This window comes from Ruegeria sp. P10 (assembly GCF_056534925.1).
Genome location: NZ_JBQERJ010000009.1, coordinates 22,394 through 35,751, shown reverse-complemented (window position 1 = coordinate 35,751; position 13,358 = coordinate 22,394). Strand labels below are relative to the sequence as shown.

Below are 13,358 nucleotides of genomic sequence, written 5' to 3'. Positions count from 1 at the left end.
GGCCCGCCTGTCTGATCAGCAGCTCGCCATCAGGCGATAGACGATCTGCGCCGCGGTGAAATCCCAGGCGGCATTGCCGTCGGGGGCCAGTTCGACCACGTCGAAGCCGACGCATTTACGACCCTTCAACGCATGTTCCACCAGGCGAAGCGCCTGATAGTATCCCAGCCCGCCCGGAACAGGCGTGCCGGTCGCGGGCATCTGCGCCGGGTCCAGCCCATCAACGTCAAAGCTGACATAGACCAGTTCGGGGAAGTCGTCGGGCAGGTCGACGGCATGGATGTTGCCGGTCACCAGCTCTTCGGCATCCACGTGGAAGACGTGGTTCCTCAGGCGGCTTTTGGCTTCCTCGGTGGAAAAGGCGCGCACGCCGAACTGGGCCAATGGGATACCTTCCTCGGCCAGCAGATGCATCACCGAGGCATGCGAGTGTTTTTCGCCCTGATAGGCGTTGCGCAGATCGGCATGGGCGTCGATCTGCACGATACCGACGGGCTGGCCCAGGGCGCGGGTCACACCCATGACCGCGCCATAGCTGAGCGAGTGTTCACCGCCCAGCGTGACCGGCACCTTGCCGGCACGGACGGCGGCCTCGGTGTGCTGGGCGAGGCGCTCCATGACGTCCGGCAGCGGGCCGGCGCAATCCAGTGGGGCTTCGGTAAAGATGCCTTCGACGCAGGGTTCCGCGTGACCCGTGATGCGTTCGAGTTCATTGCTGGCCTCGATGATCGCTTCGGGGCCTTTGGCGGTGCCAGACCCGTATGAGACCGTGCGCTCCAGCGGCACCGGGATCACACGGAACCGGGCGTCTTCGCTGCGTTCGGCCTCGGTCAGTTCGCTGTCGAGGAAAATGCTCATGAAAGTCTGTCCTTAAAGTCGTCATAGCCGAATTCCCTGATGATCTTCAGGTCATCGGTTTCGCTGTTCCACAGGGCGATGGTGGGCAGGGGCACGCCGTTGAACGTGTTGGTCTTGACCATCGAGTAATGCGCCTGATCGAGGAAGGCAAAGCGCTGCCCGATCCGCAGCGGCTCGGCCCAAGTGTAGTCGCCGATCACGTCGCCCGCCAGGCACGAGGGGCCGCCGAGGCGGTAGGTGTGGCCAGCTTCGGCCTCGTCCATCAGGGCGGGCCGATAGGGGGCCTCGATCACGTCGGGCATGTGGCAGGTGGCTGAGATATCGGTGATCGCCAGATCCATGCCGTTGTGCGGCAGGTCGAGGATTTCGCCCATCAGGATGCCCGCATCCAACGCCACGGCCTCGCCGGGTTCCAGATAGACTTCGACGCCGTATTTGGCGCGGATGTGTTTGATGAACTCTACCAGCCCGTCGCGGTCATAGTCGCTGCGGGTGATGTGGTGGCCGCCGCCGAAATTGAGCCACTTCAGGTCGTTCAGGAAGGGGGCGAGTTTAGGTTCGACCGCGGCCCAGGTGCGCGCCAGCGGTTCGAACCCCTGTTCGCAGAGCGTGTGCATGTGCAGCCCGTCCACGCCCTCCAGCGCCTTGGCGTCCAGCTGGCTGACCGGGGTGCCGAGGCGTGAACACGGTGCGCAGGGGTCGTATTTCGCGACCTCGCCTTCGGAGTGTTCAGGGTTGATGCGCAGCCCGACCTGCCGCCCCGCGGCCTGTGCCTTGGCAAGAAAGCGGTCTTTCTGCCCGGGGCTGTTGAAGATGATGTGGTCCGAGAGCGCAAGGATTTCGTCGATGTCGGAATCCTTGTAGCCCGCGCAGAATGTGGCGACCTCGCCGCCATATTCCTCGCGGCCCAGCCGGGCCTCGTAGATGCCGCTGGCGCAGGTGCCGCCGAGATACTGTCGCACCAGAGGGGCCAGCGCGAACATCGAAAAGGCCTTGAGCGCCGACAGGACATGCGCGCCAGAGCGCTCACCGATATCGGCCAGAACCTCCAGATTTCGCTCTACCGCCTTTTCGTCGACGACGAAACAGGGTGACGGCACGCGTGTCAGGTCGAAGTGGCGGAAGGCTCCGGCGTCTCCGGCCTGTGTGGTCATCATGTCGGACATGTCGGGCGTCTCCGATTGTGAAAAGCCCGGGGGGACTGCCCCCCGCACCCCCGGGGATATTTTTAGCCAGATGAAGCAGGGCGGTCGCGCGGACTGCCCCGAGGGATCAGAAGTCGACGGGGCCGTCGAGTTCGTGGACCTGCCAGGGAAGGCCGTGGGTGTTGAGCATGTCCATGAAGTCATCCGGGTCGAGCTGTTCCATGTTCCACACGCCCGGCTGGGTCCAGTTACCTTTCAGCACCTGTGCTGCTCCGATCATCGCGGGGACGCCGGTCGTATAGCTGACCGCTTGTGATCCGACCTCGGCATAGCATTCTTCGTGGTCGCAGATGTTGTAGATGTAATAGGTCTTTTCGCCCGATCCGTCCTTGGCCTGACCCGTGGCGATGTCGCCGATGCAGGCCTTGCCCTTGGTTTCGGCGCCCAGATCGCCGGGATCGGGCAGCAGGGTTTTCAGGAACTGGATCGGGATGATTTCCTTGCCGTCATGCATCACCGGATCGATGCGGGTCATGCCGACATTTTCCAGCACTTTGGCATGGGTGATGTAGGCGTCGCCGAAGGTCATCCAGAAACGCGCGCGTTCGATCTCGGGGAAGTGGGTCGAGAGCGACTCCAGTTCTTCGTGATACATTAGGTACATGTTCTTGGGGCCGATGGCGGGAAAGTCGAACTCGACCTTATGGGTCATGGCGGGGGAGTGTTTCCACTCGCCACCTTCCCAGTGGCGCACCTCGGCCAGCACTTCGCGCAGGTTGATCTCGGGGTTGAAGTTGGTGGCGAATTCTTGGTCGTTGCTGCCGCCATTGGCGTCGAGCACGTCGATCTGGCGGATCGTGTCCAGCTTGTGTTTCTTGAGCCACTTGGCGAAGACGGATGTCACGCCCGGATCAAAACCCGAGCCGAGGATGGCGGTCAGGCCAGCCTGTTTGAACTTGTCCTGATAGGCCCATTGCCAGTGATATTCGAACTTGGCCTCATCCTCGGGCTCGTAGTTCGCAGTGTCGAGATAGTGGCACCCGGCCTCGAGGCAGGCGTCCATCAACACCAGGTCCTGATAGGGCAGGGCCAGGTTCACCAGGATCTCGGCACCGGTTTCCTTGATCAGCTTGACCGTGTCTTCGACCTTGTAGGCGTCAAGCTCGGCGGTGGCGATGTCAACGCCCACGCGCTCTTTCACCGATTTGGCGATGGCGTCGCATTTCGACTTGGTCCGGCTGGCCAGTGTGATTTCGGTGAAGATGTCCGAATTCATCGCCATCTTGTGCACGGCGGCGTGGGATACGCCGCCCGCGCCGACAACCAGTGTTTTGCCACTAAGTGAACCCATGGGGGTAATCTCCTCTCACAGGGGGTTATTCGTAATAGGTGTAGCCGTTGATCGAGTCGCGATAAGCGCTCATCAGGGTTTTGCGGTCCTTGGCTTTCAGAGTACCGGTCGAGATCGCCTCGTCCACCATTTTGCGGAAGGCGGCGACGCAGTCGGTGGGGTCGAATTCGACATAGGACAGCACCTGACTGATCGTGTCGCCCTCTTGTTCGTGCAGCAGGTCGAACCCTCCGTCAGCGCGCAGGTCGATGGTGACGACGTTGGTGTCGCCGAACAGGTTGTGCAGATCCCCCAGCGTTTCCTGATAGGCGCCGACGAAAAAGACGCCCATGAAATATTCATCATCTTCCGGCAGGGTATGTACCGGCAGACTGGGTGAAACACCGTCTGCCAGGATGAACCGGTCGATCTTACCGTCGCTGTCGCAGGTGATGTCGGACAGGACTGCCCGGCGGTCGGGTGTCTGGTTCAGGCCCTGCAAGGGCACGATGGGATGCAGCTGGTCAATGGCCCAGACGTCTGGCAAGGACTGAAACAGAGAAAAGTTGCAGTGGTAGATATCGGCCACTTTCTCAAGCTGGTCGTCCACGTCGGTTTCCAGATCGTCACTGGCCGCCAGCGCCTTGAGGCGGGCCATCAGCGACAGGTAGATCCGTTCGGCCCGGGCCATCTGGCGCAGGTCTACATATCCACGGCGGAACAGGGCGCGCAATTCGTTGCGATAGAAGGTGGCGTCGTTCCAGCATTCCTGAAGACGGTCTTTGCTGAGATAGCCGTGCACCGCGGCAAGGTCTGAAACCATGTGGTGATCGTCGGCTTCAACCTCGGGGCCGTTGGGCGCATCATAGAGCGTGCTTTCCAGCACGTTGAACACCAGCATCGACGACGTCGCCACCACCGCGCGGCCGCTTTCGGTAACCAGCGTCGGGTGGTCCATCTCGGCCTCGTCCATGGCATAGGCCACGGTTTCCACCACATTAGCGCAGTATTCCTCGACCGTGTAGTTGATCGAGTTTTCAGCCGCCTTCTTTTCACCGGTATAGTCCACCCCCATACCACCGCCGAGGTCCAGATGGGTCAGCGGCACGCCCTCGCGCGTCAGTTCGGTGTAATAGCGGCAGGCCTCGCCCACCGCGCGGCGCACGTCGTTGACGTCCTGCACCTGAGAGCCCAGATGCGAATGCTGCAACTTCAGGCAATGCAGAAGGCCCGCGTCGCGCAGCTTGTCCACCGTGGCCACCAGTTGATCGGTGTTCATACCAAAGGCGGACCGGTCGCCCGAGCTTTCTTCCCATTTGCCGCTGATCTGGTTGGTCAGCTTGACCCGCACGCCAATCAGGGGTTCAATGCCCAGCTCTTTGTATACTTCGATCACCGTGTCAGCCTCTTTCGGGCTTTCAAGAACGATCACCGTGTTGAACCCGATCTTGCGGGACAGGATGGCCAGCTGGATGAATTCGGCATCCTTGACGCCGTTGCAGACGATCAGCGCTTCGCTGGCCAGCCGATGTGCCAGTGCGATCACCAGTTCGGGTTTGGACCCGGCCTCGAGCCCATAGTTGTACTTCTTGCCGAATTCGACGATCCGGTCGACGACCTGGGCCTGCTGGTTCACCTTGATCGGGAACACACCGCGATAGCTGCCCATGTAGCCGACGCGGGCGATGGCTTCGCGGAAGCTTTCGTTCAGATGTGCGATCTCGTGTTCCAGATAGGAAGAGACGCGCAGAACCATCGGGGCCTTGATGCCTCGGTCGTTCAGATCGCTGAGAATACCTGGCAGGCTGATCGCGCCAACATCGGGAGCCAAGGGATTGCGCAGACCGATCTCGCCCTGCTCCGTCACCTCGATGAGGCCTTTGCCCCATTTCTCAACTCCGTAGATCGAATGCGGTGCGTCGGGCGTCTGTTTCAATCAAGTCGGTCCTTAACGTTGGGGTGCCAGTTTCGCGCCCGGCAATACGGCAGCTGTTTGATTCTTCCAAGTCTAAACTATGTGACGGAAAAATCCGAATTTCATGCCGGTGGGCTGATCGGGACCAGATGATTGTCCCACTGGCACATCGCGCGGGTCCGGATCTCGGGGTGCGCAGTGGTCAACGCGCCGAACACACCGGTTCCGGTGGTGAAAACCAAATCGTTTGGGCCGGAACCAAGCCCGCAGACATCCTCAAGCTCGAACGCATCGCTGAATGTGCCACTGGCCACGTCGAACCGCTGCAACGCATTGCCGCGTGGACAGGTGATGGCAACGGTTGCACCATCCGCCGAAAACGCGATGCTGCCCGCATAACCTTGCAGCGTGCTCTGATCCTGCACCGGCGCAGACAGAAGGTGCGGGTTTTCCCCCTGACGGTGCAGGCCCAGCAAGGGCGGATGTTCGGCTTTGCTGCCCTGCCACTGCATCGCAAAGCCCACCAGCCCGTCGCGACGGACCGCCAGATGGCGGATCGAGTTCTTGTGAAGCGCAGGCGACAGCGACACCTGTTCCTGAACCAGGCCCGTCAGGGAAAGGTAGGTCAGGTTGGGCTTCATCGTCGGCAGGTTCAGTTTCGTGCGCCCGGTTTCGGGATGGGTTTCGATACCGCCATTGGCAATCACAAGCGTTTTCCCACCCGGCATCAACCGCATGTCATGCGGCCCGACGCCGCCGGACGGGAATTCGCCCAAGCGCGCAAAGGTTTCAGCGTTCCAGACGCCTATGATACCTTTTCCGGCCTCGTAATCGTTTTCGGTGGCAAAGAAAATCGTGCCGTCGGCTGAAAAAGTACCGTGACCATAGAAATGCCGGCCTTCCGGCGCCGTCAGCCGCGCGATCGGTGATCCCGTCACGCAATCAATCACCACGGCAAAGGTGCCCGGACGGCGCGCAAAGGCGACGGCCTGTGCTTTGACCGGATGTGCCGCCGCCGCATGCCCGCGCGCGGGCAGGGGCACGGAAAACAGAAGGGTTCCCTGTGCATCCAGCCCGGCCAGTCGATACGAACCATCCGGAAACAGCGCTGCGGCCAGAAACTCCGGCGTGCCCACCGAGGCCCATCCATGGATCGGAGGAAGAGAGGTTGCAGCAAGCCCTGCAAGGAAACGGCGGCGCGATGTCACGGATCAATCTCCGTCCAGAGAATTGAAGCCTGCGCTGATGCCCAGCGTCGGGCCAAGTTCAGTCGAAGCAATGGCGCGAATATCGTGGATGGACTGTTGCAGGGCCTCGATACGGAACCGGGCCTGCGGATCCGAAACGCCCGCCAGCGCCGGGTCGTCAATGGGCTGGGCATTCTCAATGGCGCGCGCAAAGGCAGCATCCAGATCCGCGGCGATATCGGGATGATCAAAGGCCAATCGCGATGCAAGATCACGAAGGGCCATCAGCGAAAGTTCGACATGGCGCAAGGATCGCTTCGACCGCCACGCTTCGGCGCGGTTCGGACGCGGGCGGTCGAACGTGCCCAACGGGCGACCAAGCCGAGTGTCGGCCGTGAACTCAAGACCCGTGGACAACGCCTTGAACAGTTCCTGCATCGCTTCGTCCTGCGTTCGGTAGCGGCCGTTCTTGCCGGGCCGGGTCAGGCTGGGGGCATAGCTTTGCCAGTCATCGGCCATCGCCCGTGCGTTGGCATCAATGTCCGCCGCGATCGCCTGAATCAGCGCGCAGCGGTAATCCGCATTGCCCTGCTCTGCAAAGGCGGGATCGAACAGCATTCGTTCCAGCGCAAAGAACCCGCGTCCGGCTATGGATGTCTCGGCATAGGCTTCGGGGTCTTGCACGGCGTCATCCTCGGTTGCGATATGCTGGGACAGGGCTTTGGAGGTGAACCCTTTCGTGTCGGGCCAGAACGCCATGGCAAATGCACGATCATCGACCTCGGTCGGACCGAACCGCAGGTGACTGGCGGAAATCCAGCTGTCGAAGGCCGCATCATAAGCCGCGCGCAACGCAGGTGAGGTCGGATCGCAATCCACCCGCGATGCACTGACCAGAGCCCCGGTCGTTTCCGGCAGCTTGTCGAACCTGGGCAGTATATGTGTCTCGGCAACGTCCATCAGGATCGGTGCGCGGTCCTGCGCCTGTGCGGCAAGCGGCATCATCAACGCGGCAATAATTGTAAGAATACGCATGGGTCAGAGGCTCTCCAGAAAACGGATCAGGGCGTCGCGGTCAGTTTTCGGCATCGACACAACCGCATCGCGCGCGGCCTGGGCTTCGCCGCCGTGCCACAGGATCGCCTCGAGCAGATTGCGTGCCCGCCCGTCATGCAGAAACTGCGTGTGGCCCGAGACGCGTTCGGTCAGACCAACACCCCACAAAGGCGGCGTCCGCCATTCGCGCCCCGTCGCGCGGGCCTCGGGGCGGTGATCCGCCAGACCTTCGCCCATGTCATGCAGCAGCAGATCCGTGTAAGGCCAGATCAGCTGAAAACTGTGCTCGGGCCGATCTTCCAACCGGTGGGTGACATGGGCCGGAGTATGACAGGATGCGCAGCCGGTCGTGTGAAACACCTCTTTGCCGCGCAAAACCTCGGGGTCGTCGACATCACGGCGGCCGGGCACGCCCAGATTGCGGCTGTAGAAATCCACCAGGTCCATGCCCTGCTGATCGATCTCGAACTCGCGGGTATCGGTGTCGCCATGCGGGGCCTCGACGCAGTTCACCTGCAAGTCCGTGCAGTCCCCCTGAGGTGCCGGGTAAAGCGGGCTTGAAATACCGATATCCCCGGCAAAGGCTGCGGCGGATTGCTCCATCACCGTCGGCATGCCTGCCTTGTGCCCGAACCGGCCCATCATCGGGGCGCCGTATTCAACAGACCAGACGATGTTCGGACGGCCCGAGATGCCATCCCCATCCACGTCGTCGGGATCAGCCTTGGCCAGAAGGTCTTCGACCGGGATCGCCTCGAGCAGGCCAAGCCCGATCATCTGTGGTGCGACCCGCGGGCTCAGCATTGCATCCGGGTGCAGCGGGCCATAGCCCAGATCAGCGGCCCTGTAAGTCGGGCGGCGCAGTGACGCGGTCTCGCCGTCAGAGAGTTCAACAGGGACTTCTTCGTAAGAGATATCCAGCCGATATTCCGCCGGATGCCCCGTAAGCGCGAAATCCTGCATCTGCCCGCCATAGTTGGGATCGGGCCGGGTGGCGATGTAATCCTCGATCTCGGCATACCCGTCTTCCGGCGCGCCGGGGATCGAGACCCGAAGGAACATTGAGACCGCGTTGTCATCGGGCCCGTTCGGTGTGTGCCCCCGCCCATCCTTTATATGGCAACGCTGGCAGGATCGCGCGTTGTACAGCGGCCCCAACCCGTCAGAGGCCAATGTGGATGATGGTGACGACACCCAGATTTTCTTGAACAACCCGTTGCCGACCTTGAAATCCAGCTCCTGCTCGAAGCTCAGATTGCCCGAGGGTTGCGAGAACGCATCCGCGTCGTTGCGGACCCGGACAGTTGCCGCCCCGGCCGAGAGTTCTTCGAACGGCTGCGACACGCCAAAATCCTGCGGGGGTGCCGTCACGGCGGCAATGCGGGCGCGTTCCTCGTCGGTGCGGGGGGTGAATTTCAGATGCAGGTCCCGCAGCTCGGCTGCCAGGGAGGGGGTGGCCGCCAGGGCGGCCACTGACAGGGCAAAAAGACTATTCGCCTTCGTCCATTTTCGATGCGTTGAGTTGCGCATAATTGGCTTCGCCGATCCTTTCATACAGGTCGAGCTGCGTTTCGAGGAAGTCGATATGTCCCTCTTCATCGGACATCAACTGTTCGAACAGCGACATGGAGACAAAGTCGCCGGCCTCCCGACAATACTCGCGCGCTTCCTTGTAAAGTGCCCTGGCGTCGATCTCGGCCGCCAGGTCGCATTCCAGCGTTTCCTTCGGCGTCTGACCGATCCGCAACGGGTCCAGTTTCTGAAGGTTGGGGTGACCTTCCAAAAAGATGATCCGTTCGATCAGCTTGTCCGCGTGGCCCATCTCTTCGATGCTTTCCTCGCGGCTTTTCTTGGCCATATGGCCAAGGCCCCAGTCTTCTTGCAGGCGGTAATGCAGCCAGTATTGACTGACGGCAGTCAGCTCATGCCGCAGAGACTTGTTCAGATATTCGATGACCTTCGGATCGCCTTTCATCAGCCTTCTCCTGTGTTGCTCCGGCACGCAAAGTGCGGAGTTGCATGGGGACTTCCAGATTACCGCTGGCCCGCATTGTGTCTAGGAACAGCGGCATGCACCCGCCACAATCCGCCGATTTGCCAAGGGCATGGTAGATCTTGCCGGGGGTGATTATGGTCCGCGGATCCGCCGTGCGCATCCAATCGATGGCGGCACGGATGTCGTGATCGGATATGTTGGTGCAGTGGCAGACAATCATTGGTCTTGGCTCGTTTCGCCGCCCTGTCAGGCGATCAGTAAGGTTTGCAGGGGCCGGAAAGAAACCCTCTCCGGCCCGCTTGAAGATTAATGGAAGACGGCGTCCGGGTTATCCAGGCTGTCTGACCCTTCAAACGCAACCCCGTCCAGCTCCAGCGCGGTTACGATGCGCTCGATCGTTTTGGTCTGATCGATCAGGCCGTTGACGCCTCCCATGATCAGGGCCTCACCGCCTTCGTTACCGCGCTCAAGCATCTGGTCATAGGCAAATCCCGCCTCGGCCGTTGTCTTGATCTTGCCCAGGGCCTGCATGGTGGCGGCCAGTTTCGCTTTCATCTCGGTATCCAGCGCCGGATCGGTGGCGATGACCAGATCGGCCAGAGATGCGCCCGAAACCGGGGTGCCATCAATGCGGGTATAGCTGCCCAGATAGACGTTCTGGATGCCCAACCCGTCATAGTAATGGCTGTTGTGGGTGTTGTCCGAAAAGCAGTCATGTTCTTCTTCGGGATCGTTCAGCATCAGGCCAAGGCGCATCCGTTCGCCGGCTTGCTCGCCATACGAGAGAGAACCCATGCCGGTCAGGATCGCGCTGATGCCTGCTGCTTCGTTCTCCACAAGGGCTGCGCGCGCCGCTCCGCCGTCTTTCCACTGATCCGCCATCCAGGCCAGATCGCTGACCAGCAGTTCGGTCGCAGCGCTCAGATATTGCGCGCGACGGTCGCAATGGCCGCCGGTACAGTCCTCGCCCTGCGCATAATCGGTCGCTGGGCGGTTGCCGGCACCGGCGCCATGGCCGTTCATGTCCTGACCCCACAGAAGGAACTCGATGGCGTGATAGCCGGTTGCCACATTCGCCTCGATACCATCGGCTTCGTGCAAGGTGTCGCTCAGCAGTTCGGGGGTGATTTCGCTGGCATCAATGGTCTCGCCCGACAGTTGGAAACTGGGGTTGGCGATGACGTTCAGCACGGCAAATTCGTTTTCGTCCGTCGCGCCGCCGTAGGCCGCGTCGACATAGTCGATCAGCCCTTCGTCCAAGGGCCAGGCGTTCACCTTGCCTTCCCAGTCATCAACGATGGCATTGCCGAAGCGATAGACTTCCGTCTGCTGATAGGGGACACGCGCAGCAACCCAGGCCGCGCGCGCCGCGTTCAACGTTGCGTCCGAGGGATCGGCGATCAGCGCGTTGACCGCATCCTGCAATTTCCTGGCTGAAATCAGGCTGTCCTCAAATTTGGCTTCCGCAATATTGGCATAGGTGTTCAGTACATCTGCCTTGGTGGGGGCATCACCCGAGATCGCGGGGGTTGCCATGCAAAATGTCAGGGCGCTGGCAGTGGTGAATAACTTGGTCATAGGAGTTCGGTGCTTTCCTGTCAGAACTGTCGGACCGCGCGGGGATGCCCCGCGGGTTTTGCGAAGAAATAACTGAGTGATTTAGTCGGCAATGTCAACCTGAGTTTTATTGTCGGATATAGGTGGTGATGGTTGAATCCCACGCTCCTCCCCAAATCTGGCGAGCTCCGATCCGAGGGTTAACGTTGCGTGGCAGGTGATTCGCGATAAAATCACTGTTGTGATTCTGTTAAAGGCGGTTTTTGGTTAATGAAGTGCTCTGTTCTGGCGTTGTCTCTTTTTCCGGCAGCTCTTGCCGCTCAGGCGACGCAGATCACGCCCACCCATCAACATGGGTCCGGTCAATTGGAAATCGTGTTTACGGACACGAAATTTACGCTGTCGCTCAGGGTTCCAAGCATTGACATCATTGGGTTCGAGACCCCGGTGGCAAGTGATGACGAGCGTACGCGTGTCGCCATCGCGATTTCCGAACTGTCCAAACCACTGGATCTGTTTGTCGTCCCGCCCGACGCCGTGTGTTTTACCGCATCTGCAAACGTGATCCTGACGCATGATATTCCGGGGCAGCAGGACAACGCGGGCGAAGGGGGCACGTCATTCGCAACGGGCGAACATTCGGAATTTCAGGCTGACTACGTTGTTCAATGTCAGGATATGGATGCGCTGACCACGATGGAATTTGCGTATTTCCAGCGGTTCAACGGGACAGAGAAGCTGAACGTTCGCGTCGGATCAGGCGCGGCGACCAGCGCCCATGAAATCACGCGCGCCGCGCCCAGGCTGGATATGACGCAAATCCGTTAGAAACGGCGCTCGAGCGCCTGTTGGGCGGTTTCAGGCACGCAGCCGAATCTGTCGAGCCAAGATTGCCCCGTCCATCCGTGGGGTGCCGGGCAGAAAACGAACACCTCAGATCGAAGCATATTGCTCCCCGGTGCGATCTTTGAATGCAGCAAGGACGAAACCTGTAATTTATATTTTTTGCAAGTGGTTATGGCCTTTGAGGTTGCCGGACTTCGCTGAATCAAAAGTCTCCAATTGAGGCAAAGATTAACGAATAAGGGCACAAGAATCGCATGTATGACAAGTTCTCGCAAAACTTATGCCAATATCCAAATCTATTGGTACATCATCCTGCCGATCTGTTGACTAGTCCGGTTTTAATGAGGGGGTATCTCGGCAGGGTTAGGGGGATGCCCGTTCAGGCCCGTCATGGGCCGACAAAGCGCGGCATCCCCTGCCGTTTCGATTGCGGCAAAACCACTACCACACAATGTCAGTCGATCTTGTTGCGTTGCGCGTGCGGGGTGACGCCAAAGCTTGATCGGTAGACGCGCGAAAAATGGCCCGGGTTTTCAAAGCCGCAGGCCACGGCAATCTCGGTGACGGATGCTTCGGTCTGAAGCAGCAGTTTCTGGGCGCGTTCCAGCCGCATTTCCATGAAGTATTTCTTGGGCGACGTGTTGAGGTATTTTCCAAACAGCCGCTCAAGCTGCCGAGTTGAAATGCCAAGTTCTTCTGCAATGAACGAAGGGGAAACCGGGGTTTCGATACTGTCCTGCATGATTGTAATTGCCTTGGCGAGGTGCGCATTGCGCATTCCGTTGCGTGATTGCAGGGAAACCCGTTGTTTGGCCGTGGCATTGCGTACCGCGTTATAGACCATCTGATCCGCCACATCGATGGCCAGTTCTTCACCGTGATCGCGTTCGATCAGGTGCAGCATCAGATCCGCCGTTGCCGTTCCGCCAGATGCGGTAATGTGCTTTTCATCGGCCACGAACACGCTGCGTACCAGGTTGACCTCGGGAAAGGCCTCCATGAACGCGTCGTGATATTCCCAGTGGATTGCCGCTTGCATTCCGTCGAGAAAGCCAGCCTCGGCCAGCACCCATGCCCCCGAGCACAGGGCGCCGATTTTCGTGCCGCGCGCGCGTTCGCGGCGCAGGGTTGCAAGCAGGGGGCGGGTGACGTGGTCACGCATGTGAATGCCCGACAAGACAAACAGCTGATCACATTTGGCCAGACCCTGAAGGCCGGAATGCACCAGCGTGATGGATCCGTTCGAGCACACGGCCTGCTCGCCATGTTCTGACAGAAAGGACCAGCGGTACAGTTCATCGCCGCTCACAAGATTGGCGATCCGCAAGGGTTCGACTGCGCATGAAAACGCAAGGTGCGAGAACTCCTCGACAAGGATGAAAGTGATGTGCCGCGTCTGAGGCATGAGCAGTACCGTTTGCAAGCTGGGACAATGCCCAGAACATGAGTCTATTTCGCAGGCTCTTAT

12 protein-coding genes are annotated in these 13,358 nt (G+C 60.1%); 1 reads left to right on the top strand and 11 read right to left on the bottom strand.

The window, feature by feature from the left end:
* Positions 1-15 precede the first annotated feature (15 nt).
* The 10 genes from speB to ACR0FB_RS15350 form a co-directional block, all read right to left on the bottom strand.
* Positions 16-858: an agmatinase gene (speB, locus tag ACR0FB_RS15395; RefSeq protein WP_171634201.1), complete on the bottom strand. Its 843-nt coding sequence runs from the start codon at positions 856-858 to the stop codon at positions 16-18.
* Positions 855-2,024: a carboxynorspermidine decarboxylase gene (nspC, locus tag ACR0FB_RS15390; RefSeq protein ID WP_480621165.1), complete on the bottom strand. Its 1,170-nt coding sequence runs from the start codon at positions 2,022-2,024 to the stop codon at positions 855-857. The genes speB and nspC overlap by 4 nt, the downstream gene beginning before the upstream one ends.
* Positions 2,025-2,130: 106 nt before the next feature.
* Positions 2,131-3,354, bottom strand: a complete 1,224-nt coding sequence (locus ACR0FB_RS15385; protein WP_480621163.1) for a saccharopine dehydrogenase family protein — start codon at positions 3,352-3,354, stop codon at positions 2,131-2,133.
* Between the two features lie 25 nt (positions 3,355-3,379).
* Positions 3,380-5,269, bottom strand: a complete 1,890-nt coding sequence (gene speA / locus ACR0FB_RS15380) for a biosynthetic arginine decarboxylase (RefSeq protein ID WP_480621161.1) — start codon at positions 5,267-5,269, stop codon at positions 3,380-3,382.
* A gap of 101 nt (positions 5,270-5,370) precedes the next feature.
* Complete coding sequence (locus tag ACR0FB_RS15375; protein ID WP_480485474.1) at positions 5,371-6,456, bottom strand: DUF1513 domain-containing protein; 1,086 nt, start codon at positions 6,454-6,456, stop codon at positions 5,371-5,373.
* 3 nt (positions 6,457-6,459) lie between these two features.
* The gene (locus tag ACR0FB_RS15370; RefSeq protein ID WP_480621159.1) at positions 6,460-7,470 is read right to left on the bottom strand and encodes an imelysin family protein; all 1,011 of its coding nucleotides are present in this window, start codon (positions 7,468-7,470) and stop codon (positions 6,460-6,462) included.
* A 3-nt stretch (positions 7,471-7,473) separates the two neighbouring features.
* The gene (locus ACR0FB_RS15365; RefSeq protein ID WP_480621157.1) at positions 7,474-9,021 is read right to left on the bottom strand and encodes a di-heme oxidoreductase family protein; all 1,548 of its coding nucleotides are present in this window, start codon (positions 9,019-9,021) and stop codon (positions 7,474-7,476) included.
* A complete protein-coding gene (bfr, locus tag ACR0FB_RS15360; RefSeq protein WP_170346155.1) occupies positions 8,981-9,466 on the bottom strand; it encodes a bacterioferritin in 486 nt (161 codons plus the stop codon). Before bfr ends, ACR0FB_RS15365 begins: the two co-directional genes overlap by 41 nt.
* Positions 9,414-9,707 carry a (2Fe-2S)-binding protein gene (locus tag ACR0FB_RS15355; RefSeq protein WP_171722804.1) on the bottom strand — a complete coding sequence of 98 codons (294 nt, stop codon included), beginning with the start codon at positions 9,705-9,707 and terminating at the stop codon, positions 9,414-9,416. Before ACR0FB_RS15355 ends, bfr begins: the two co-directional genes overlap by 53 nt.
* An 86-nt stretch (positions 9,708-9,793) precedes the next feature.
* Positions 9,794-11,065 carry an imelysin family protein gene (locus ACR0FB_RS15350; RefSeq protein ID WP_480621155.1) on the bottom strand — a complete coding sequence of 424 codons (1,272 nt, stop codon included), beginning with the start codon at positions 11,063-11,065 and terminating at the stop codon, positions 9,794-9,796.
* Between the two features lie 249 nt (positions 11,066-11,314).
* On the opposite strand from ACR0FB_RS15350, the gene ACR0FB_RS15345 reads away from it, so the two are divergent.
* On the top strand, positions 11,315-11,872 hold the full coding sequence (locus tag ACR0FB_RS15345; RefSeq protein WP_480621153.1) for a ZrgA family zinc uptake protein: 558 nt from the start codon (positions 11,315-11,317) through the stop codon (positions 11,870-11,872).
* 472 nt (positions 11,873-12,344) lie between these two features.
* Here the strand turns inward: ACR0FB_RS15345 and ACR0FB_RS15340 are convergent, their stop codons facing one another.
* Entirely contained in the window at positions 12,345-13,295 is a 951-nt protein-coding gene (locus ACR0FB_RS15340; protein ID WP_480485464.1) for a GlxA family transcriptional regulator, read from the bottom strand.
* Positions 13,296-13,358: the final 63 nt, after the last annotated feature.